Annotated in this window: 20 protein-coding genes; 13 read left to right on the top strand and 7 right to left on the bottom strand. The window is 72.3% G+C overall.

Annotated elements, in window-relative coordinates:
- Nucleotides 1-41: 41 nt before the first annotated feature.
- The 5 genes from LHJ74_RS04130 to LHJ74_RS04110 all read left to right on the top strand — a co-directional run bounded on the left by LHJ74_RS04130 (nucleotide 42) and on the right by LHJ74_RS04110 (nucleotide 6,523).
- Nucleotides 42-1,751, top strand: a complete 1,710-nt coding sequence (locus LHJ74_RS04130) for a radical SAM protein (protein WP_260216113.1) — start codon at nucleotides 42-44, stop codon at nucleotides 1,749-1,751.
- Between the two features lie 57 nt (nucleotides 1,752-1,808).
- Nucleotides 1,809-3,023, top strand: a complete 1,215-nt coding sequence (locus LHJ74_RS04125) for a Rossmann-fold NAD(P)-binding domain-containing protein (protein WP_260216112.1) — start codon at nucleotides 1,809-1,811, stop codon at nucleotides 3,021-3,023.
- A gap of 124 nt (nucleotides 3,024-3,147) precedes the next feature.
- Nucleotides 3,148-4,014 carry a class I SAM-dependent methyltransferase gene (locus LHJ74_RS04120; protein WP_260216111.1) on the top strand — a complete coding sequence of 289 codons (867 nt, stop codon included), beginning with the start codon at nucleotides 3,148-3,150 and terminating at the stop codon, nucleotides 4,012-4,014.
- A 16-nt stretch (nucleotides 4,015-4,030) separates the two neighbouring features.
- On the top strand, nucleotides 4,031-4,882 hold the full coding sequence (locus LHJ74_RS04115; RefSeq protein WP_260216110.1) for a TVP38/TMEM64 family protein: 852 nt from the start codon (nucleotides 4,031-4,033) through the stop codon (nucleotides 4,880-4,882).
- 192 nt (nucleotides 4,883-5,074) lie between these two features.
- A complete protein-coding gene (locus tag LHJ74_RS04110) occupies nucleotides 5,075-6,523 on the top strand; it encodes an alanine/glycine:cation symporter family protein (RefSeq protein WP_260216109.1) in 1,449 nt (482 codons plus the stop codon).
- 140 nt (nucleotides 6,524-6,663) lie between these two features.
- On the opposite strand, the gene LHJ74_RS04105 is transcribed toward LHJ74_RS04110, so the two are convergent.
- A complete protein-coding gene (locus tag LHJ74_RS04105) occupies nucleotides 6,664-7,314 on the bottom strand; it encodes an FMN-dependent NADH-azoreductase (protein ID WP_260216108.1) in 651 nt (216 codons plus the stop codon).
- A 115-nt stretch (nucleotides 7,315-7,429) separates the two neighbouring features.
- On the opposite strand from LHJ74_RS04105, the gene LHJ74_RS04100 reads away from it, so the two are divergent.
- The 4 genes from LHJ74_RS04100 (at nucleotide 7,430) to LHJ74_RS04085 (ending at nucleotide 10,758) form a co-directional block, all read left to right on the top strand.
- Nucleotides 7,430-7,828, top strand: a complete 399-nt coding sequence (locus LHJ74_RS04100) for a winged helix-turn-helix transcriptional regulator (RefSeq protein WP_260216106.1) — start codon at nucleotides 7,430-7,432, stop codon at nucleotides 7,826-7,828.
- Between the two features lie 128 nt (nucleotides 7,829-7,956).
- Nucleotides 7,957-9,387, top strand: a complete 1,431-nt coding sequence (locus LHJ74_RS04095; RefSeq protein ID WP_375546656.1) for a DUF2252 domain-containing protein — start codon at nucleotides 7,957-7,959, stop codon at nucleotides 9,385-9,387.
- Between the two features lie 24 nt (nucleotides 9,388-9,411).
- A complete protein-coding gene (locus LHJ74_RS04090) occupies nucleotides 9,412-10,314 on the top strand; it encodes a J domain-containing protein (RefSeq protein WP_260216105.1) in 903 nt (300 codons plus the stop codon).
- An 84-nt stretch (nucleotides 10,315-10,398) separates the two neighbouring features.
- Entirely contained in the window at nucleotides 10,399-10,758 is a 360-nt protein-coding gene (locus tag LHJ74_RS04085) for a rhodanese-like domain-containing protein (RefSeq protein ID WP_260216541.1), read from the top strand.
- 21 nt (nucleotides 10,759-10,779) lie between these two features.
- On the opposite strand, the gene LHJ74_RS04080 is transcribed toward LHJ74_RS04085, so the two are convergent.
- Genes LHJ74_RS04080 through paaA form a run of 5 tightly spaced genes read right to left on the bottom strand, consistent with a single transcriptional unit; the run spans nucleotide 10,780 to nucleotide 14,417 of the window.
- Nucleotides 10,780-11,838: a 2Fe-2S iron-sulfur cluster-binding protein gene (locus tag LHJ74_RS04080; RefSeq protein WP_260216104.1), complete on the bottom strand. Its 1,059-nt coding sequence runs from the start codon at nucleotides 11,836-11,838 to the stop codon at nucleotides 10,780-10,782.
- 2 nt (nucleotides 11,839-11,840) lie between these two features.
- The gene (paaD, locus tag LHJ74_RS04075; RefSeq protein ID WP_260216103.1) at nucleotides 11,841-12,467 is read right to left on the bottom strand and encodes a 1,2-phenylacetyl-CoA epoxidase subunit PaaD; all 627 of its coding nucleotides are present in this window, start codon (nucleotides 12,465-12,467) and stop codon (nucleotides 11,841-11,843) included.
- Between the two features lie 2 nt (nucleotides 12,468-12,469).
- The gene (paaC, locus tag LHJ74_RS04070; RefSeq protein ID WP_260216101.1) at nucleotides 12,470-13,174 is read right to left on the bottom strand and encodes a 1,2-phenylacetyl-CoA epoxidase subunit PaaC; all 705 of its coding nucleotides are present in this window, start codon (nucleotides 13,172-13,174) and stop codon (nucleotides 12,470-12,472) included.
- Nucleotides 13,171-13,455, bottom strand: coding sequence for a 1,2-phenylacetyl-CoA epoxidase subunit PaaB (gene paaB / locus LHJ74_RS04065; RefSeq protein WP_260216100.1), 285 nt, complete (start codon nucleotides 13,453-13,455; stop codon nucleotides 13,171-13,173). The genes paaC and paaB overlap by 4 nt, the downstream gene beginning before the upstream one ends.
- A complete protein-coding gene (paaA, locus tag LHJ74_RS04060; protein ID WP_260216540.1) occupies nucleotides 13,452-14,417 on the bottom strand; it encodes a 1,2-phenylacetyl-CoA epoxidase subunit PaaA in 966 nt (321 codons plus the stop codon). The genes paaB and paaA overlap by 4 nt, the downstream gene beginning before the upstream one ends.
- Before the next feature lie 317 nt (nucleotides 14,418-14,734).
- On the opposite strand from paaA, the gene LHJ74_RS04055 reads away from it, so the two are divergent.
- From LHJ74_RS04055 to LHJ74_RS04040, 4 genes are all read left to right on the top strand, one after another.
- Nucleotides 14,735-15,391, top strand: a complete 657-nt coding sequence (locus LHJ74_RS04055; RefSeq protein ID WP_260216099.1) for a DUF5819 family protein — start codon at nucleotides 14,735-14,737, stop codon at nucleotides 15,389-15,391.
- A gap of 233 nt (nucleotides 15,392-15,624) precedes the next feature.
- Complete coding sequence (locus LHJ74_RS04050; protein ID WP_375546669.1) at nucleotides 15,625-17,067, top strand: HTTM domain-containing protein; 1,443 nt, start codon at nucleotides 15,625-15,627, stop codon at nucleotides 17,065-17,067.
- A gap of 36 nt (nucleotides 17,068-17,103) precedes the next feature.
- Nucleotides 17,104-17,364 (top strand): hypothetical protein, encoded by a 261-nt coding sequence (locus LHJ74_RS04045; protein WP_260216097.1) that lies wholly within the window; start codon nucleotides 17,104-17,106, stop codon nucleotides 17,362-17,364.
- 70 nt (nucleotides 17,365-17,434) lie between these two features.
- The gene (locus LHJ74_RS04040; RefSeq protein ID WP_375546655.1) at nucleotides 17,435-18,265 is read left to right on the top strand and encodes a TrmH family RNA methyltransferase; all 831 of its coding nucleotides are present in this window, start codon (nucleotides 17,435-17,437) and stop codon (nucleotides 18,263-18,265) included.
- A gap of 55 nt (nucleotides 18,266-18,320) precedes the next feature.
- On the opposite strand, the gene paaN is transcribed toward LHJ74_RS04040, so the two are convergent.
- A complete protein-coding gene (gene paaN / locus LHJ74_RS04035; RefSeq protein WP_260216096.1) occupies nucleotides 18,321-20,042 on the bottom strand; it encodes a phenylacetic acid degradation protein PaaN in 1,722 nt (573 codons plus the stop codon).
- Nucleotides 20,043-20,155 lie beyond the last annotated feature (113 nt).

The following is a 20,155-nucleotide window of genomic DNA, read 5'->3' as shown; positions in this document are numbered from 1 at the left end:
CTTTCTGAGTCACCCGTTTCCCTCAACGACCTGGAGACACGATGCGGATCGCAGTGTGCGGCGGCCCCTACGGCAACCCCTACGCGTTGCGGGCCTTCGTGGCGGACGCGCGCGACCGCGGCTGTGAGCGGCTGTACTGCCTGGGCGACCTCGGCGGCTTCGGCGCCGAGGTCGACGCCCTGTGGCCGATCCTGACCGGCAGCGGCGACGCCGCGCTCGACGGCACCCCCGTCGAGTGCGTGGCGGGTAACTACGACGTCGCCATCGCGCGCGGCGACACCGACTGCGGCTGCGGCTACCGGGATCCCAAGGACAACGAGTACGCCCAGCTCGTCTACGACCACACCCTCGCCACCACCAGCCGGGACTTCGCCGCCTGGATGGGGAAGCTGCCCACCGAGCGCCGGGAGACGATCGAGGGCGTGGACGTGCACATGGTGCACGGCTCCACCCTCGCCCTCAACGACTTCTGGTGGGAGTCGCTGCCCGAGGAAGCGCACCGGCTCCGCGCCGAGACCAGCGGCGCGGACGTCGTCCTGTGCACCCACAGCGGACTCCCCTGGCAGCGCCGGATCGGCGACACCCTCGCGGTGAACGTCGGCGTGCTCGGCAAACCGGCGAACGACGGGCGCCAGGAGGTCTGGTACGCGGTGCTCGACCTCGACGACGGTGCGGCGCGGGCGGAGCTGATCCCGCTTGCCTACGACTGGCGGGCCCAGGCCCGTTCGATGCGCGCCGCCGGGCTCCCCGGAATCTTCGCGGAGACGATCGAGACCGGATGGTGGACGACCTGCCTGGAGATCCTGCCGCCCGCCGAGCGCTCCCGGGGGCGCTTCCACCTCTACCGCAGCACGCTGCCGACGGGATTCCGCCCGGCGGACGACGGCTGGGGCCCCGTCGCCGGGAAGGACGCGGCGGCCCAGGCGGAAGACCGGCCGGTGGTCCCGCTGTTCGGCACCGCGTACTTCCCTTCCAGGCTCTGGCTCTACACCAACTTCCACTGCAACCTGGCCTGCGACTACTGCGCGGTTGCCTCCTCCCCCACCGCCGCACCGCGCACCCTGCCCGTCGACACCTTCCACCGACTCCTCGACGAGGCCGTCACCGCAGGGTTCACCGACCTGTACCTCACCGGCGGCGAGCCCTTCCTGCACCCCGCCATCATCGAACTGCTCGACCACGCGAGCGCCCAACTGCCCACCGTCGTCCTCACCAACGCCATGCTGCTGCGCGGCCGTCGCGCCGCCGGGCTCGAGGAGCTGGCCGGACGCAAGCTCACCCTGCAGACCTCCCTGGACGGTGCCACCGCCGCCACCCACGACCGGCACCGGGGCGCCGGCTCCTGGGCCCGCACCATGGACGGCATCCGGCATCTGATCAGCCTCGGCCTGCCCCCGCGGGTCGCCCTCACCGAGACCGCCGACAACGGGCCCGAGATCCCCGCCGTCGGCGAACTCCTGGCCGGACTCGGCCTGCCAAAGGACAACTTCGCCGTACGGCCGATGCTGCGGCGGGGCTTCTCCGAGGAGGGCATGGAGATCGGCGAGGACAGCAGTGTCCCCGAACTCACCGTCTCCGCCGACGGCTTGCACTGGCACCCGGCCGGTGCCGACCTCGGCAGCAGCCCCGACATGCGGCTGGCGGGCCCCGGCACCCCGCTGGAACGGGGGAAAGAGCTGGTGACCGAGCGGTTCTTCGCCGCCCGCCTGACCGACGGCAGCCTGCCCCGGCCCGTGCACTGCGCCATCTGAGCACGTCTGCCCACGCAGCCAACCTGGCCGAAGGGAATCTCCATGAGGGAGAAGTCGATGAGCGAACCCCCCGGCGTCGCCATCCTCGGAGCGGGCCCCGTCGGCCTCGACGCCGCCCTCGCCTGCTCCGCGGCGGGCCTGCCCTTCACGGTGTACGAGGCCGGGACCACCGTCGCCCACCATGTGCGGGACTGGGGCCATGTACGCCTGTTCACCCCCTGGGAGCTGAACATCTCCCCCAGGATGCGCGCGGCCCTCGCCGGTACGGAGAACGCCCTGCCGCCCCCTGCCGCCACCCCCACCGGACATGAGCTGGTCACCCGGCTGCTCGACCCCGTCGCCCAGCTGCCCGCCCTCGCGGGCCGCCTCAGGCTGGGCACCCGGGTCCTTGCCGTCTCCCGCACCGGGTACCTCAAGCACGAGGAGATCGGCACCGGGGCGCGTGCCACCGCACCCTTCCGGCTGCTGCTCGACGGCCCGGACGGCGAACACACCGCGCGCGCCCGTCTCGTACTCGACTGCACCGGCAGCTACGCGCACCCCAACACGCTCGGCGACGGCGGTATCCCCGCGCCCGGCGAACGCGCCCTGGGGCCCCGCATCGTGCGCACCCTGCCCGCGCTGGACGAAGCGGAGGGCGCGGACTCGGGCGCTGCCGACCGCTGGGCGGGCACCGTACTTCTGGTCGGGGCCGGTAAGTCCGCCCAGACGGCGGCCCGCGGCCTCGCCGCGCTGCCGCGCACCCGGCTGGAGTGGGTCGTGCGCGATCCGCACCCCACCTGGGGCGCGGTGCCCGACGATCCGCTGCCCGGACGCCGCCGGCTCGTCGACGCCGCCCGCTCGCTGGCCTCGGGCGCGCACGACCGCGTGTCGGTGCGGACCGGCTCCCGGGTGGAGGCGCTCCAGCCCGAGGGCGACGGGCTGCGCGCCACGCTCCACACCCCTGCGGGCCCCCGCGTTGTACGCGCCGACCACGTACTGGCACTGACCGGCTACGCGGGCGACGCGGGCCTCTACCGTCAGCTCCAGATCCATGAGTGCTACGCGACCGGCGCCCCGATGAACCTCTCCGCGACGCTGCTCGGCGCGGCGGCCGGCGACTGCCTGGCCCAGCCGCCGGCCGGGCTGGACACGCTGCGCAGCCCCGAACCGGACTTCTTCGTCCTGGGCGCCAAGTCGTACGGGCGGCTGGGCACCTTTTTGCTCCGTGCCGGTTACGAGCAGGTCGGCGAGGTCGTGGCGGCGTACGCGCCGGACGGTGGCGGGCGGTGACCGGTGACCGGCAGCCTTCGTGGCGCGGCGGACCGCTCCTCTGGGTACCGTACGGATGCCGATTGCCATACGGCGCCGGGCCGGGTCCCGGTGCGTGGCCGCCCAGGGTGAGGAGCCTGTTCCGTTGGACGAGAAGGCCTGGCGCCGCTACCTGGCCGGCTATCACGACGCCCGCCCCGGAATCACCGAACGCTTCTTCCGCCGTACGGGCGACACCAGTGCGGGTGACTCCGGTGCGGGCGGTTCCGGCGCGGGCGGTGCCGGCGCGGGTGCCGATTCCCCGTACGCCTGGCTTGTCGAACCGCTGCGCCCGGTGACGGGGACGGTGCTGGACCTCGCCTGCGGATCGGCCCCCACCCGCGCCCTGCTGCCGGACGCCCAGTGGGTGGGCGTGGATTCCTCCGAGGGTGAGCTGGCTGCCGCCGCCCGGCTGGGGCGGGGCCCGCTGGTGCGCGGCAGTGCCGACGCACTGCCGGTGGCCTCGGGAAGCGTCGCCGCCGTCTGCGCGTCGATGTGCCTGCCGGTGCTGACACCGCTGCCCCGGGTGCTCGACGAGATCCACCGGGTGCTGCGCCCCGGCGGCACCCTCGCGGCACTGGTGCCCGCCCGCGCGGGGCCCGGGTCGCTCCTGGGACCCACCGGGGGACCAGGCCCCGTCCGCGCGCTGGGCTGGGTGCGGGTGATGCGGTCGCTCGGGGTGAGGGGCCAGCCCTGGCCCAACCCGGAGGCCCGGGACGCAGTCGGGCGGGTGCTGCGCCGGGCGGGGTTCCGCCTGCGCCACGACGAACGGCGGGTGTTCACCCTCACGCTCACCTCGGCGGAGGACACCGACCAGCTGGTCGACGGGCTGTATCTGCCCGGCCTGCCCCCCGAGCGCGCGGATGCGGCGAAGCAGGCGCTCGCCCGGTGGGTACGCCCGGGGCGCACGCTGCCGCTGCCGCTGCGCCGGGTCCTCGCCGTGGAAGCGGGCGGCTCGGAGGCTGCCGGGTGACGGGCGGGAGGTCCGGATGAACAGGCAGTCGGTGGTCGCCGTGCTGCGCCTGGCGGTTCTGCTGGCGCTGGTTGCCGGTCTGGGTGTCTGGGCGTTGACCTACGGCGAGGACGCCCTGGACGAACTGAACGACTGGGTGGGTTCGCTGGGTTTCTGGGCGCCACTGGTCTTCGCGCTCTTCTACGCCCTCGCGCAGGCGGCGTTCGTGCCCGGCTCGCTGCTGACGGCCTCGGCCGGGGTGCTGTTCGGCATTCCGCTGGGCATCGTCACGGTGCTGGCCGGGGCCACGGCGGGCGCGGCGCTCTCCTTCGGAATCGCCCGGCGGCTGGGCCGCGGCGCGGTCACCCGGTTCGCGGGCTCCGGGCGGCTCGCCCGGCTGGACGAGCAGCTGTCCCGCCGCGGCTTCTGGGCGGTGCTGGTGGTGCGGCTGGTGCCGGTGTTTCCGTTCGCTCTGGTCAACTACGGGGCCGGGGTGACGGGCGTGCGGTTCGCGCCGTATCTGGCGGCGACCGCGCTCGGCATCCTTCCGGCGACCTTCGCGTACGTGGGGGTCGGCGGTTCACTCAGCGATCCCGGGTCACCCGCGCTGTGGATCGCGCTGGGCGGGCTCGTGCTGCTGTCGGCGGGCGGCTGGTGGGCCGCCCGGCGGACCTGGGCGCGGCCGGGCACCACCACCGACGCTCCGGTGCCGGAGCCGGGGCCGGTGCCGGGCTCCGGTCCCGGGCCGGGCTCCGGCACCGGGCCGGGCTCCGGCACCGGGCCGGGCTCCGGTCCCGGGCCGGGCTCCGGTCCCGGGCCGGGCTCCGGTCCCGGGCCGGGCCCCGGCCTCGGGCAGACCCCCGCCGCGGACGGCGCCGCCCCGGAGTGACCGGGCGCCGTCCCAGCCGCCCCAACGGAAGGCGCGATCCGCAGCGCCCCGTGGGCAGCGCTGGGATTCTGTGATTTTCCGCACCGCTTTCCTCCGTTCCGAAGGCCATCGGCGCAGGTAACCTGCGGTGAGCCTCCTGCAGGCCTGTCGAAATCTCCCCCCGCATGCCGGGCCGTGCCGTACGAGGACTCCATGGACACGCTGGACACTGTGATCGTCGACGTCAACGACGTCTTCTGGACCTATCTTCTGATCCCACTGGTCGTGGGCGCGGGACTCTGGTTCACCCTCCGTTCCAAGGGCGTGCAGCTCCGGCTGCTGCCCGAGATGCTGCGCCTGCTGACGGAGAAGAAGCGGCCCGAGGACGACGACGCGAAGTCCGTCTCCTCCTTCGGCGCCTTCACCATCTCCGCGGCCGCCCGCGTCGGTACCGGCAACATCGCGGGTGTCGCCACCGCGATCACCCTCGGTGGCGCGGGTGCGGTCTTCTGGATGTGGGCCATGGCCCTCGTCGGTGCCGCCTCCGCGTTCGTCGAGTCGGCGCTCGCCCAGCTCTACAAGGTGCGCGGGGAGGACGGCTCCTTCCGCGGCGGCCCGGCGTACTACATGCAGCGTGCCCTCGGAAAGCGCTGGCTGGGCCTGGTGTTCGCCGTGATCATCACGCTGACCTTCGGCTTCGTCTTCAACGCCGTGCAGTCCAACACGATCGTCGCGGTCACCGGCGGCTCGGTCAGCGGCGGCGAGGAGAGCTGGTTCGCGCCGGTGGCGGGCATCGCGGTCGCCGTCCTGCTGGGCCTGGTGATCTTCGGCGGGGTGCGCCGGATCGCCTCGGTGACGCAGCTGCTGGTGCCGGTGATGGCCGTGCTCTACCTGGTGCTCGGGCTGGCCGTCGTCGTGCTCAACATCTCGGAGGTGCCGGGGGTCTTCCTCGACATCGTCGGCGGCGCGTTCGGCGTACGCGAGGTGGCGGGCGGCGCGGTCGGGGCGGCGATCCAGAACGGTATCCGGCGCGGGATGTTCTCCAACGAGGCCGGACTCGGCTCGGCTCCCAACGCCAGTGCGACCGCCGCCGTCTCGCACCCCGTCAAGCAGGGCCTCGTGCAGACGCTCGGCGTCTTCTTCGACACGCTGCTGATCTGCTCGATGACGGCGTTCATCATTCTTTCGAGCAACCCGTCGCTGGACGGCCGCCAGGGCGCGGACCTCACCCAGTCCGCCCTGCAGAGCACCCTGGGCGACTGGGCCGGGCACGTCCTGACCGTCGTGGTCTTCATGCTCTGCTTCTCGACCCTGATCGGGAACTACTACTACGGGGAGTCCAACCTCGGGTTCATGACCAGTAACCGCTGGGTGCTCCCGTCCTACCGGGTGCTGGTGCTGGTGACGGTGTTCCTCGGCGCGATGGGCTCGGTGAGCGTGGTGTGGAACCTCGCGGACGTCTTCATGGGCATGATGGCGCTGGTGAACCTGCTGGCCATCCTGCCGCTGTCCGCGATCGCCGTCCGGCTCCTCGTCGACTACCAGGAACAGCGGAGCGCCGGTCTGAACCCGGTGTTCACGGTGGACCGGCTGCCGGGGCTGAAGGGCGTGGAGTGCTGGGAGGCACCGAAGGCACCCGTGCGGCCCGCGGAACCGGTCTGACCCTCCGCCGGAAGTCCGCCTCGCACGACGACACCGCCCTGCTCGGCCCCGTGCGGGGGACGAGCAGGGCGGTGCGGGTCCGTGGCCGGATTCCGTACCGGCTGTACCGGCCGTACCGGCCGTTAAGGCTTCCGTGGCCGTCAGGCGGCGAGCTGCTTGGCCAGGGTGCGCCCCCGGGTTTCGGCGTCGGCGCGGGACTGCTGGTGGGACTTCTCGTAGAGCGGGATCAGTTCCGCCATGGCGGGCACGTTGGGCGCCATGGTGAGCTCGGCGAGGATGAAGTCCGTCTTCAGGCCGAGCTTCTCGCCCAAGATCATCTCCAGGTAGGGCTGGAGGTGGTCCTGGCCCTCGCTCGGGGTGCCGGGGCCGTAGGCGCCGCCGCGGCTGGTGACGACGGTCGCGGGCTTGCCCGCGAGGGTGGGCTGCTCGCTCGCGACGGTGCGGCCCACGGCGATGACGTGGTCCAGCCAGGTCTTCAGCCCTGAGGCGATCGAGTAGTTGTACATCGGCGCTCCGATGAGCAGGGCGTCGGCCTGCTCGGCCTCCTCCAGCAGTTGCTTCCGCAGTGCGAACGCGGACTGCTCCTCCGGCGTGTGCGCGGCCGGGTCGCTGAAGCCCGCGTAGTAGGCCGGGGCCGTCAGGTGCGGCAGCGGGTCGGCGGCGAGGTCGCGGTAGACGACCGTGCCGTCCGGGTGCTCGCTCTCCCATGCCTCGCGGAAGGCGGCGGTGACGGCGCGGGAGTGGGAGTTCTCGCCGTTCAGTGAAGAGTCGAGGTGCAGCAGCGTGGCCATGGGGGGACTCCTTGGTCATACGTTTTGTAAGGGGGTGCTCTTTCTCCTGTCACTAGTAATAACACAGGTACTTACTTTTTTGCACCCGCTTGTGGTCTGCCAGTACCCTGAAGGCATGACAGACCTTCGGCAAGAGACGCTGGAAGGCCCGGACGGCCCCCCGGGTATCGCGTGCACCGAGCCCGATGCGTCGGTCACCCGTGTCTTTCACCTGCTGGGCAAGCGGTGGACGGGCTTGATCCTCGCCTCCCTGATGAACGGACCGGGACATTTCGCCGAGCTGCGCCGAGCGGTGCCCGGCATCAGCGAGCGCATGCTCTCGGACCGGCTGACCGAACTGGCGGCCCTCCAACTGGTCGTCCGCGAGGTGGACCACGGCCCGCCGCTGCGCGTCGCCTACGAACTGACCGACGCGGGCCTTGCCCTGCGCCCCGCGATGACCGAACTGACCCGGTGGGCTGAGCAGCACCTGCCCGGAGGGGCCGAGAGCTGCCCGAACGAATTCAAGGAGTGACCGCCGCTCCGACCCGCGTCCCCCGGCCGTCCTCTCACCCATCCATACGCACTGACCTGCGGATTCTTTGAGTTATCCACAGGGGTCGCGGGTGTGCCCGGGGGCCGGGTACGGTCGAGCCGGGCCGCATGGGGTCCGCGAGGAGGGGGTGCGGCATGGAGCGGCGTATGGAGCGGATTCCGCAGGTGGAGGGCTTCGCGGCCCGGGAGCGCGGCGTGGAGTCGCCCAAGCGGGCGGGCAAGGCGTTGCGCGGGGCCGTGCCCCGGGCCGCGCACTCCCTGTTCACTCCCTCGCCCCAGCGCCCTGACGCGGTCGCGTCGGTCGAGGCGTCCAACAGCGGCCGTCTGCCGGAGCTGACCCCGATCCGGGTCGGCCGGATGGCGGCGACACCCTTCGCGTTCCTCCGCGGCACCGCCGGCCTGATGGCGTACGACCTGGCGCACGGCACCCCCGCGACGGGAATCGGAGCCCAGCTCTGCGGCGACGCACACGCGGGCAACTTCGGCCTGTACGGCGACGCGCGCGGCAGCCTGGTCATCGATCTGAACGACTTCGACGAGACCGTGCACGGCCCCTGGGAGTGGGACCTCAAGCGGCTCGCCACCTCCCTCGTACTGGCCGGGCGCGAGGCGGGCGCCGACGAGGAGCAGTGCGCCGCGGCGGCCCAGGACTCCGTCGGCGCCTATCGCCGGACGATGCGGCTGCTGGCCCGGATGCCCGTCGCCGAGGCGTGGAACGCAATTCCGGACGAGGAGCTGGTCTCGCACACCGACGCCCGCGATCTCCTCGGCACGCTGGAGCGCGTCTCGGAGAAGGCCCGGCGCAACACCAGCGCCCGCTTCGCCGCCCGCGCCACCGAGGACGACGGAGAGGGCGGGCGCCGTTTCGTGGCGGCGCCTCCGGTGCTGCGCCCGGTGCCGGACGCCGAGGCGGCTCAGGTCGCCGCCGCGCTGACTTCCTATCTGGGCACCCTGTCCAAGGACCGTCTCCCGCTGCTGGGGAGGTACGCGGTGCACGATGTCGCCTTCCGGGTGGTCGGCACCGGCAGCGTCGGCACCCGGTCGTATGTGGTGCTGCTGCTGGATCACCGGGGCGAGCCGCTGGTACTCCAGGTGAAGGAGGCGCGGCCGTCGGTGCTGGCGCCGCAGCTGGCGCGGGCGGGCTTCGCGGCGCCCGTCGTGGAGCACGAGGGGCGCCGGGTGGTGCTGGGGCAGAAGCGGATGCAGGTCGTCAGCGACACGATGCTCGGCTGGACGGAAGTGGCGAACCGGCCGTACCAGGTGCGTCAGTTCCGTAACCGCAAGGGCAGTGTGGATCCGGCCGCGCTCGCCGCCGACCAGGTGGACGACTACGGGCGGATGACCGGCGCGCTGCTGGCCCGCGCCCACTCGCACACCGCCGACCCGCGCACGGTCGCGGGCTACTGCGGCAAGACCGAGGAGCTGGACGAGGCGGTCCGCGACTTCGCGGTGGCCTACGCGGACCGTGCGGAGGCGGACCACGCGGAGCTGGTCACGGCGGTGCGGGCGGGGCGGATAGCGGCCGAGCTGGGTGTCTAGCCGTTGCGTGCGTAGGCTGGCGGTGTGGACACCCCGGAAGCCGATCAGGCCGAGCAGCAGGACAGGGCAGACGCCGCCGGTACCGAGCGGCTCGAGAAGGCGGTGCGGGCGGCCGAGACCGCGCTGATCGAGTTCGAGATCGCGGTGGAGACCTTCCGCGTCGAAGTGGAGAACTTCTCCCGGCTGCATCACCAGCGGCTCGGCCCGATGTACTCGCGGCTGGACGAACTGGACGCACAGATAGCGGAGGCCATAGCCGCTCGTACCCAGGACCCGGAGGACGTGCGCCGGGCGGACGAGGCGCGGGCGATCGTCATGCCGATGCCCGCCGTGGAGGAGCTGTTCCACGGATGGATCGACTCCGACGGCCTCTCGCCGGAGGCGGCGGCGATGCTCAACGAGCAGCCGGTGCAGCCGCCCTCCCGGGTACGTCCCGGCGAGGAGGCCCGCAGGGCCTACCGCGAGCTGGTCCGCAAGGTGCACCCCGACCTCGCGCGGGACGACGCGGAGCGGGAGCGGCGCGAGGCTTTCATGGTCCGGGTCAACAAGGCGTACACGAGCGGGGACACGGACGCGCTGCGGCAGCTGGCGGAGGAGTGGGCGGCGGGTCCGGTGCCCGCCCAGCCGCCCCCGAGCCGGAACGAGGAGCTGTACCTCCGGCTGGAGTGGCTGGCGCAGCGCAAGGAGATGCTGGCCGCGGCGGTCGAGGAGCTGGAGGGCAGCGCCATCGGCGCGATGCTGCGGATGGCTCCCGACGACCCGGACGCCCTGCTGGAGGAGATCGCCGAGCAATTGCTCGGGCAGGTCTCCGAGCGGGAGTCGCGGCTCGCCGAGCTGCACGCCTCGGCTGCTCCGGCTGCTCCGGCTGCTCCGGCTACTCCGGCCGCGGAAGACGCACCGGAAAGCGAGACACCGGGCGCCCAGTAGCCGGATGCCGGGCGGAGCCGGGAGCGCGCTCGCTGCCGGGCATCGGGTCGTAGGAGAAACCAGCTGGTGAGAGAGGCTCTTGGAATGCAGTTCGGTCAGTTGCCCCAGGTCGAGGCCGCGAAGGTGCCCGCCGACGGGCTGTTGTTGGACGTCCGGGAGGACGACGAGTGGGCCGCCGGGCACGCGGCGGACGCGCTGCACATTCCGATGAGCGACTTCGTCGGCCGCATCGGTGAGCTGACCGAGCGGGCCGACGAGGGCGAGCGGATCTTCGTGGTGTGCCGGGTCGGTGGCCGTTCGGCCCAGGTGGCGCAGTATCTGATCCAGCAGGGCATGGACGCGGTGAACGTCGACGGCGGCATGCTCGCCTGGCAGGCCGCCGGCCGCCCCGTGGTGAACGGCAGCGAGGGAAGCGCCGAGACCGGCGGGGCATACGTGAAGTGACATCCGCGCGGCCGAGTGACCCTAGGCGTCGAAGTCCACCTCGACGTTACGGGTCACCGGGTGGGACTGGCAGGCCAGCACATAGCCGTCGTCCAGCTCCTCCGGCTCCAGCGCGAAGTTCCGGTCCATCCGCACCTCGCCGGAGCGCAGCCGCACCCGGCAGGTGCCGCACACCCCGCCCTTGCAGGCGTACGGCGCGTCTCCGCGATTGCGCAGGACGGTCTCCAGCACCGTCTCGCCGTCGTCCACCGGCCAGCTGCCGCTGCGGCCGTCCAGGGTGGCCGTGACCGTTGCCGAGTCCGGGGTCTCCACCGGGGCGCGTACGGCCGCGGCCTCCTCCGCGTGGAAGATCTCCTGGTGAATCCGGGACCGGGGCACGCCCAGCCCGCGCAGTGCGGTGACCGCGCCCTCGACCAGCCCCAGCGGGCCGCAGAGATACCAGCCGTCGATCTCCCGCACGCCCTCGGCGGTGAGCAGCGCGGGCAGCAGTCCGCCGAGCCGCTCCTCGTCCAGCCGGCCCGACGGCAGGCCCGCCTGCTGCTCCTCCCGGGAGAGCACGTGCACCAGCTGGAAGCGTTCCGGCCAGCGGTCCTTGAGGTCGGCGACCTCCTCCAGGAACATCGCCGACGCGACCGACCGGTCACTGCGGATCAGACAGAAACGGGCCTCGGGTTCGCTGCCGAGCAGGCTGGCGGCGATGGAGAGCACCGGAGTGATGCCGCTGCCGCCCACGATCGCGGCGAACCGGCCGGGGCGCGGCTCCAGCTGGAACCGCCCGGTCGGCGGCAGCACGTCGACGGTGTCGCCGACCGCCAGCTCCTTGAGCGCGTAGGTGGAGAAGTCACCGCCCTCGATGCGGCGGACGCCGATCCGCAGCGTCTCGGGCGTCTCGGAGGCGGGCGCGCACAGCGAGTACGTACGCCGTACCGCGCCCGGGCGCTCGCCGCCGCGGCGCAGCGCGACATGCTGGCCGGGGGCGTAGCCGTAGGCCGAGCGCAGCTCGGGCGGCACCGCGAGGGTGACGGCTACGGCGTCGTCGGTGAGCCGGTCGACCGCGCTCACCCGGAGCGGGTGGAACATCGTCACAGCTCCTTGAAGTGGTCGAACGGCTCGCGGCAGGACTCGCAGCGGCGCAGTGCCTTGCAGGCGGTGGAGGAGAAGCGGCTGAGCAGTGTGGTCGCTGCCGAGCCGCATAGCGGGCAGCGGACCGGCTCCGGCTCCGGTCCCGCCGTCTCTGCCGCCGGGCCCGCATGCGCCTCCGGGCCGTCCCCTGCGGTACGGGTGGGCCCCAGGCCCACCGTCACGGGCCCGGTGCCCGTGGCGCGCGGTGGTGCGATGCCCGCCTCGGCCAGCTTGCGGCTGCCCTCGGCGCTGATGTCGTCGGTGGACCACGGCGGCGTGAGCACCGTACGGACGGTGACGTGGGGGACGCCGTGCTCGCGCAGCACCCGCTCGACGTCGGTGGCCATGGATTCGATGGCCGGGCAGCCGGTGTAGGTGGGGGTCAGCTCGACCTCCACGCCTCCTTCTCCGGCCTCCCGCACGTCGCGCAGCACGCCCAGCTCGGCGAGTGAGACGAACGGCAGCTCCGGATCGGGCACCGCGCCCGCCAGCTCGCGCAGCCTGCCCAGCCGCTCGGCCTGCTGGGTCCGCTGGGCCTGTTCCGCCTGCTGGGCCTGCTGGGCCTGCTGGGTCCGTGTCTCGGCCATGGTCACCACGCTGCCCCCGGATGGCTGCGGTGCAGATGCTGCATCTCGGCGAGCATCGGCCCGAACGGCTCGGTGTGCAGGCCCTGCCGCCCCGCGCCCGCCGCCCAGCCGCCGTGCTGCGGCCCGTCGGGGACGGTGAGCGTGGCCCGGTCCAGGATGCCGGTGACGCGCTTCTCCCAGCCGCTGCGCATCGCGTCCCAGCAGACGTCCAGCCCGGGGAGCGGCTGGAAGAGTTCGCCGGTGTACCGCCACAGGGTGTCCACCGCGTGCTGCGCGCGGCGGTGGCTCTCGTCGGTGCCGTCGCCCAGCCGCAGCGTCCACTGCTCCGCGTGGTCGCGGTGGTAGACGACCTCCTTGACCGCCTTCACCGCGAGCGGCATCGAGGTGAGCTGTCCGTAGAGCAGCTCCTGCCAGCTGGAGAAGAACAGCTGCCGCACGAGGGTGACCGCGAAGTCGCCGTTCGGCTGCTCGACCAGCTGGCAGTTGCGGAAGGCGCGCTCCTCGCGCAGATACGCCAGCTCGTCCTCGTCGCCCAGCTCGGAGTAGAGCGCGCGGGCCTGGCCCAGCAGGTCGAGCGCGATGTTCGCCAGGGCGACCTCCTCCTCCAGCACGGGGGCGTGCCCGGCCCATTGACCCAGCCGGTGGGAGAGGATGAGCGCGTCGTCGGCCAGAGCCAGCTCGGGGCGGTCGGCCACGGTGCTGGTCACAGGTTCTTCACCCCCTCCGGGACTTCGTAGAAGGTGGGATGCCGGTAGGGCTTGTCGGCGGCGGGCTCGAAGAAGGGGTCCTTCTCGTCGGGCGAGGAGGCGGTGACGGCGCTGGAGGGCACCACCCAGATGGATATGCCCTCGGAACGGCGGGTGTAGAGGTCGCGCGCGTTGCGCAGCGCCAGCTCCGCGTCCGGGGCGTGCAGGCTTCCGGCGTGTGTATGGGACAGCCCGCGCCTGCTGCGTACGAAGACCTCCCACAGGGGCCAGTCACTGCTCATCGGGAAGCCGCCTCCTGCCGCTTGCGGGCGTGCGCCGCCGCCGCGTCACGCACCCACGCGCCGTCCTCGTGCGCCCTGCGGCGCTGGCTGATGCGCTGCTCGTTGCAGGGCCCGTTGCCCTTGAGCACCGCCTTGAACTCGCCCCAGTCGATCGCCCCGAAGTCCCAGTGCCCGGCCTCCTCGTTCCACCGCAGGTCCGGGTCGGGGAGGGTGAGGCCGAGCGCTTCGGCCTGCGGCACGCAGATGTCCACGAAGCGCTGCCGGAGCTCGTCGTTCGAGTGGCGCTTGATCTTCCAGGCCATGGACTGGGCGCTGTGCGCCGACTCGTCGTCCGGGGGCCCGAACATCATCAGCGAGGGCCACCACCAGCGGTCGATCGCGTCCTGCGCCATCGCGTGCTGCGCGTCGGTGCCGCGGCTCAGCACGAGCAGCAGTTCGTATCCCTGCCGCTGGTGGAAGGACTCCTCCTTGCAGATACGGACCATGGCGCGGGCGTACGGTCCGTAGGAGCAGCGGCACAGCGGCACCTGGTTGGTGATCGCTGCGCCGTCCACCAGCCAGCCGATGGCGCCGACATCGGCCCAGGTGAGGGTGGGGTAGTTGAAGATCGAGGAGTACTTCTGACGGCCGCTGTGCAGTTTGTCCAGCAGTTCGTCGCGGCCGGTGCCCAGAGTCTCGGCGGCGCCGTAGAGATACAGCCCGTGGCCCGCCTCGTCCTGCACCTTGGCCATCAGTATCGCCTTGCGGCGCAGCGAGGGGGCGCGGCTGAGCCAGTTGGCCTCGGGCATCATGCCGATGATCTCGGAGTGCGCGTGCTGGGCGATCTGGCGGACGAGGGTGGCGCGATAGGCGTCGGGCATCCAGTCACGCGGCTCGATGCGCTCGTCGGCGGCGACGGCGGCGTCGAACGCCGACTCGTACGTCTCCGGGCCCGGCTCGCCGTCCGTACCGCGTTCCGCCAGGCCGCCTGCCGGCCGGTCCGCCGCGCGGTCAGTCACCCGGACCGCTGCCCGGTCTGCGGCCCCGGACGCGTCCGGCCCTTGCCCCGGCCCTTGCCCCGGCCCCTGTCCTGGGCCTTTTCCCGGCACCACCGTCGTCATACGAGGCTCCTTGGCTCCAGCCAACCGACCGATCGTTCGGTTCAATGGTGAGCCGCGGCGACACACGGTGTCAAGACCACCGGACGGTGACGCACCCGGGTCGTCAGACCGTCGCTCCCGCCATCCCCCGGACGGTCTAACCTCTGGGGGGCGGTAAAGACGGAGGGAACGGGGAGGACATGGAGCCTGACGAGGAACGGCGGGGCGGCGTCTCCGCACTGTCGCTGCCCGGGCGGATCACCGTGGCGGTGGCGATGGCAGTCGTCGCGGTCGCGCTCGCCGTGCACGGGGCGATGGTCTTTCTGCACGTCGCGCCCAGCAACACGCTCAGCAAGGAACATGAGTCGGTCATCGACGACTACATCTATCCGGAGTTCGAACAGAACTGGAAGCTGTTCGCCCCCAACCCGCTCCAGCAGAACATCAGCGTGCACGCCCGCGCCATGGTCACCAAGGACGACGGCTCGAGTGCGAAGACCGGCTGGGTCGACCTCACCGCGATGGACACCGAGAACATCCGCGGCAACCCCTTCCCCAGCCATGTCGCGCAGAACGAACTGCGCCGGGCCTGGAGCTTCTACAACGACTACCACGACGACGAGGGGAAGCCCTCCGGCTACCGCGGCGAGCTGTCCGAGAAGTACGTGAAGCGGATCGTGATGCGCCGCTTCGGTCCGGAGCTCAACGGCGGCACCGTCGACCGCATCCAGCTCCGCTCCGCGGTCACCCGGGTGGCGGCGCCGAAGTGGAGCGAGGAGCGGATCGACACCAAGACCGAGTACTGGGTGCTGCCCTGGTGGGCGATCACCAAGACGGACCTGCAGGGGGAACAGTGAGCGAGCACGACGAGCCGCCGCGCCGCCCGAAGTGGGCCGACCTGCCGACCTCGCGAGACCGCCCCGCCGGGGAGGACCACGGCGTCGAGGACGCGCGTGGGGACGACGACGAGCGGGCGGGCGCCGGGGACGCCGGGACCACCTCCCCGGCCGAGACCGCTGAGCGGGCCTCCGCCGACGCGCCCGCCGACGCGGGTGGCGACGCCGGGCCCGCAGACGCCGGGCCCGCTGAGGTGGAGCCGGCGGCCGCGGGCTCCATACCCCCGCCTGCGCCGGTCCGCACTCCGGCGCCCGCTCCGGTATCCGCCCCTCCCGTTCCCGCCGCACGCCCCGCGCCGGTTCCCGCCGAGCCCGCCACCGCGCCGAAGCCCCGCTGGCGCACCCGGCTCGACGCCTCCCTCAACACCGCCTTCGCCCATGTCACCGGTCGCGCCCTGGGCCCGTACCAGGCAGCGATCGTCCGGATCGGCTTCGCCGGTGCCTGGCTCATCTTCCTGCTCCGCGAATGGCCGAACCGGCAGGAGCTGTACGGCCCCGACAGCCCGTGGAGCTGGCATCTCGCCGAGGAACTGATCGCGAACAACAACGCCTTCTCGGTGCTGATGTGGAGCCAGAGCAACGCCTGGTTCGAGAGCGTCTATCTGCTCGCGGTCCTCTCCAGCGTCGCCCTGATGATCGGCTGGCGGACCCGCACGATGTCGGTCCTCTTCATGATCGGCGTCCTCTCGCTGCAGAACCGCAGCATCTTCATGGGCGACGGCAGCGACAACGTCATCCATCTGATGGCGATCTATCTGGTGCTCACCCGCTGCGCGCAGGTGTGGTCCCTGGACGCGCGCCGCGCCGCCCGTACGGCGGCCCGTGGTGCGGGCGGCGGCGGGGCCGCCGAGCGTGACCTGGTGGGCATGGTGCTGTGGGCGGTGTGCGGTGCCGCGCTCGTCGTCGTCACCCTGGGGCCGGGGCTGTCCGGCGGCTGGGCGCTGATCTACTGGGGCCTGTGGCTGGTGGCCGCGCTCTGGTGGGCCGCGAACCGCTTCGCCCCCGGCGAGCCGCGGACGGTCCTGGACGTCATCGCGAACCTCGTACACAACGCCACCCTCGTCGTGATCATGTTCGAGGTCTGCCTGATCTACTCGACGGCCGGCTGGTACAAGATCCAGGGTTCGCGCTGGCAGGACGGCACCGCCGCGTACTACCCGATGAAGCTCGACTATTTCGCGCCCTGGCCCGAGCTGAACGACGTGTTCGCAGGCAACGGGCTGATCATCATGGTCATGACCTACCTGACGGTGATGGTGCAGGTCGCCTTCCCCTTCACCCTCTTCAACCGCAAGGTGAAGAACATCCTGCTCGCCGTCATGATCGCCGAACACCTCAGCATCGCTGTCCTGCTCGGGCTGCCGATCTTCTCGCTCGCCATGATCGCGGCGGACGCGGTCTTCCTCCCCACCGCCGCGCTGCTCTGGATGGGCGCCCGCTCCGCCGGGCTCACCGCCAGACTGCGCCGCGCCTTCGGCGGCGCCACGGGAGCGACCGCGCAGGGCGGGGGCCGGGTGCCGGGACAGGCCCGGCGCACCGGACAGGCAGAGCAGCCGGGACAGCCGGGACAGCCGGTGCAGGACGGACAGACCGAACGGCAGCGTGACGCAGACACGACAGTGACACTTCCCCGCTAGCTTGCTCCGTGGGCGGCAACGACCACGGGGGACGCAATGGCTCGCAAGCACGGAAAGAGCGGCAGGACCCAGCGGAACGAGCGGCGCGAGCGGAACGGGCAGGGGGAGCGGAACGCCGACAAGAGGCGGCACACCCTCTTCGCCGTGCTGTCCGGAGCACTCGGCACGCTGGCACTGGTGGCAGCGGCGCCGCTGCTGGGCAAGACGACCGGGGTCGCACTGATACTGCTGATCACCGGCGTCCTGGCCCTGGGTTTCTCGGTGCTCCAGGCCGTGGAGGCCTCCCAGCAGCGCTGATTCCCGGCCCCGGCCCCGGCCCGGCCCCGGCTCAGCCCGTCCCGGGGCGGTGGCGCCGTAGGCTGACCCGGTGAACGATCAGCGAGGCCGCCCGGACGCCCCGGCTCCGGACCGGGGTGGTGCCCCGCCGGGCGGTGAGCCCGACCCGCACCCTGCCGTACGCCGCTGGCGTGAACTCGCCCCGGAAGCCGTGCTGCTGGACGGCTTCCACGCCCTGAAGCACGCGCTGCGCTTCGGCGCCGAGATCCCCCTCGCGCTGGCCCAGGACCGGACGGCCGCACTCGCGCTCGCCGCCGAGCTCGCTCCCGACCTGGCCGGAAGGCTCGACGGAATGCTCCGGCAGGTCCCGCCGGAGACCCTGCGGGAGCTGCTGCCGCGCCCGCACCCGACCGGCGTCGCCGCACTCGCCGTACGGGGCAGCGGCCACCGCGCGCCCGTACCCGGCGAACAGCCCGGCGCTCGTACGCCTCGCACCGCCCCGCTGATCGTCCTCGACAACCCCCGTCACCTGGGCAACATCGGCGCCGTGATCCGCCTCGCGGCCGGATGCGGGGCGGCGGGAGTGCTCACCACCGGCACCGTCGACCCCTGGCACCCCGCCGTCGTGCGCGCCAGCGCGGGCCTCCACTTCGCCACCGCCGTCGAACGCCGCCTGCCCGCCGAGCTGCCCGCAGGGCCCACGTACGCGCTCGACCCGGCGGGCGCGGACCTGCGCACGCTCACTCTCCCCGACGAGGCGCTGCTCGTCTTCGGCTCGGAACGCAGCGGGCTCTCACCCGAGCTGCGGGCACGGGCGGACCAGCTCGTGGCCCTGCCGATGCGCCCGCAGGTCTCCAGCTACAACCTGGCCACCAGCGTCGCGATGACCCTCTACCACTGGATGGCCCAGCGCCCGGAATGACGCCCGCACTGACGCCAGCACTGACACCCGCGCCCCGTACCGCTTCCGGCCGCACTCAGGCAGGGCGCCGTACCTCCACCGTCCGGAAGCGGTTCGCGACGAACGCCCCGTCGCACAGCGCCGCGTTCGCCGCCGGATTGCCGCCCGACCCGTGGAAGTCCGAGAACGCCGCCGTCTGGTTGACGTACACCCCTCCGGTCAGATTGAGCGAGAGCTGCGCGCACTCGTCCAGACAGGCGTTCTCGATCAGCCGCTCCACGTCGGGCGAGGTGGTGTACCCGGCGACCGTCATCGCCCCCTTCTCCCGGATCGTGCGCCGCAGCAGCGTCACCGCGTCCTCCGTCGAGTCGACGGCCACCGCGAAGGACACCGGCCCGAAGCACTCCGTCATGTACCCCGACTCCGCCTCGGGCTTCGCCGCGTCCAGCTTGACGATCACGGGCGTACGGACCGTCGCGCCCGGGAAGTCCGGGTTGTCCACCGAGCGGGAGGGCAGCGCGACCTCGCCCAGCGCGCCGGCGGCGTCGATGCGCTCCCCCACCTGCGGGTTGACGATGGCGCCGAGCAGCGCGTTCGCCCGCGCGTCGTCCCCGAGCAGCTTGCCGACCGCCGCCGCCAGATCGTCCACCACCTCGTCGTACGACTTGTCGCCCTCGTCCGTCTCGATGCCGCCGCGCGGCAGCAGCAGATTCTGCGGCGTCGTGCACATCTGGCCGCTGTAGAGGGACAGCGAGAAGGCGAGATTGCCCAGCATCCCCTGGTAGTCGCCGGTCGAGTCGATGACGACGGTGTTGACTCCGGACTTCTCGGTGAAGACCTGCGCCTGCGGGGCGTTGGCTTCCAGCCAGTCGCCGAAGGCGGAGGAGCCGGTGTAGTCGATGAGGCGGATCTCGGACCGCATCGCCAGCTCCCGGGCGATGCCCTCACCCTCCTGCTCGGCCGCCAGCGCGACCAGATTCGGGTCGAAGCCCGCCTCGCGCAGCACCTCGCGGGCGATGCGAACGGTCAGCGCCAGCGGCAGCACCGCGCGCGGATGGGGCTTGACAAGTACCGGGTTGCCGGTGGCCAGCGAGGCGAAGAAGCCGGGGTAGCCGTTCCAGGTGGGGAAGGTGTTGCAGCCGACCAGCAGGGAGATGCCGCGGCCGACGGCCGTGAAGTGCTTGGTGAGATTGATCGGGTCGCGCTTGCCCTGCGGCTTCGACCACTCGGCGGTGTCGGGGGTGCGCACCTGCTCCACGTACGCGTACGCGACCGCCTCCATGCCGCGGTCCTGCGCATGCGGGCCGCCCGCCTGGAACGCCATCATGAACGCCTGCCCGCTGGTGTGCATGACCGCGTGTGCGAACTCGTGCGTACGGGCGCTGATCCGCGCCAGGATCTCCAGGCACACCGCCGCCCGCGTCTCCGGACCGGCCTCCCGCCAGGCGGGCATCGCCAGCCGCATCGCGGGCAGCAGCGCGTAGATGTCGGGGTGCGGGTATTCGATGCCCATCGCGATGCCGTACGGAGACGCCTCGGTCGCCGCCCAGCCGTCCGTACCGGGCTGCCCCTCCACTTCGAAGCGCCTCCCGCGCAGTGCGTCGAACGCCTCCTTGCCCTGCCCGGCGCTGAGCGAGCCGCCCTCGCCGTACGCCTTGGGGTGCTCGGGGTGCGGCGACCAGTACTCGCGGCTGCGAATCGCCTCCAGGGCGTGGTCAAGGGTCGCGCGGTGCCTCTCGAGCAACTGCACCGGGCTGGTGACGGGGGATCCCGGGGATCCGGCGGGTGCGGCGGTCACGAAGACCAACTCCTCGTCGAGCTGGAGGGCTGATGAGCGGTATGGTTCAGATACTGCTACCGAACGATCGGTCGGTGCAAGAGGGGCCAGACACAGTGACGGCACACTCCCAG

The sequence above is a fragment of the Streptomyces gossypii genome (assembly GCF_025165795.1).
Lineage (GTDB): Bacteria > Actinomycetota > Actinomycetes > Streptomycetales > Streptomycetaceae > Streptomyces > Streptomyces gossypii.
This window is presented reverse-complemented; position numbering and strand designations above follow the sequence as displayed.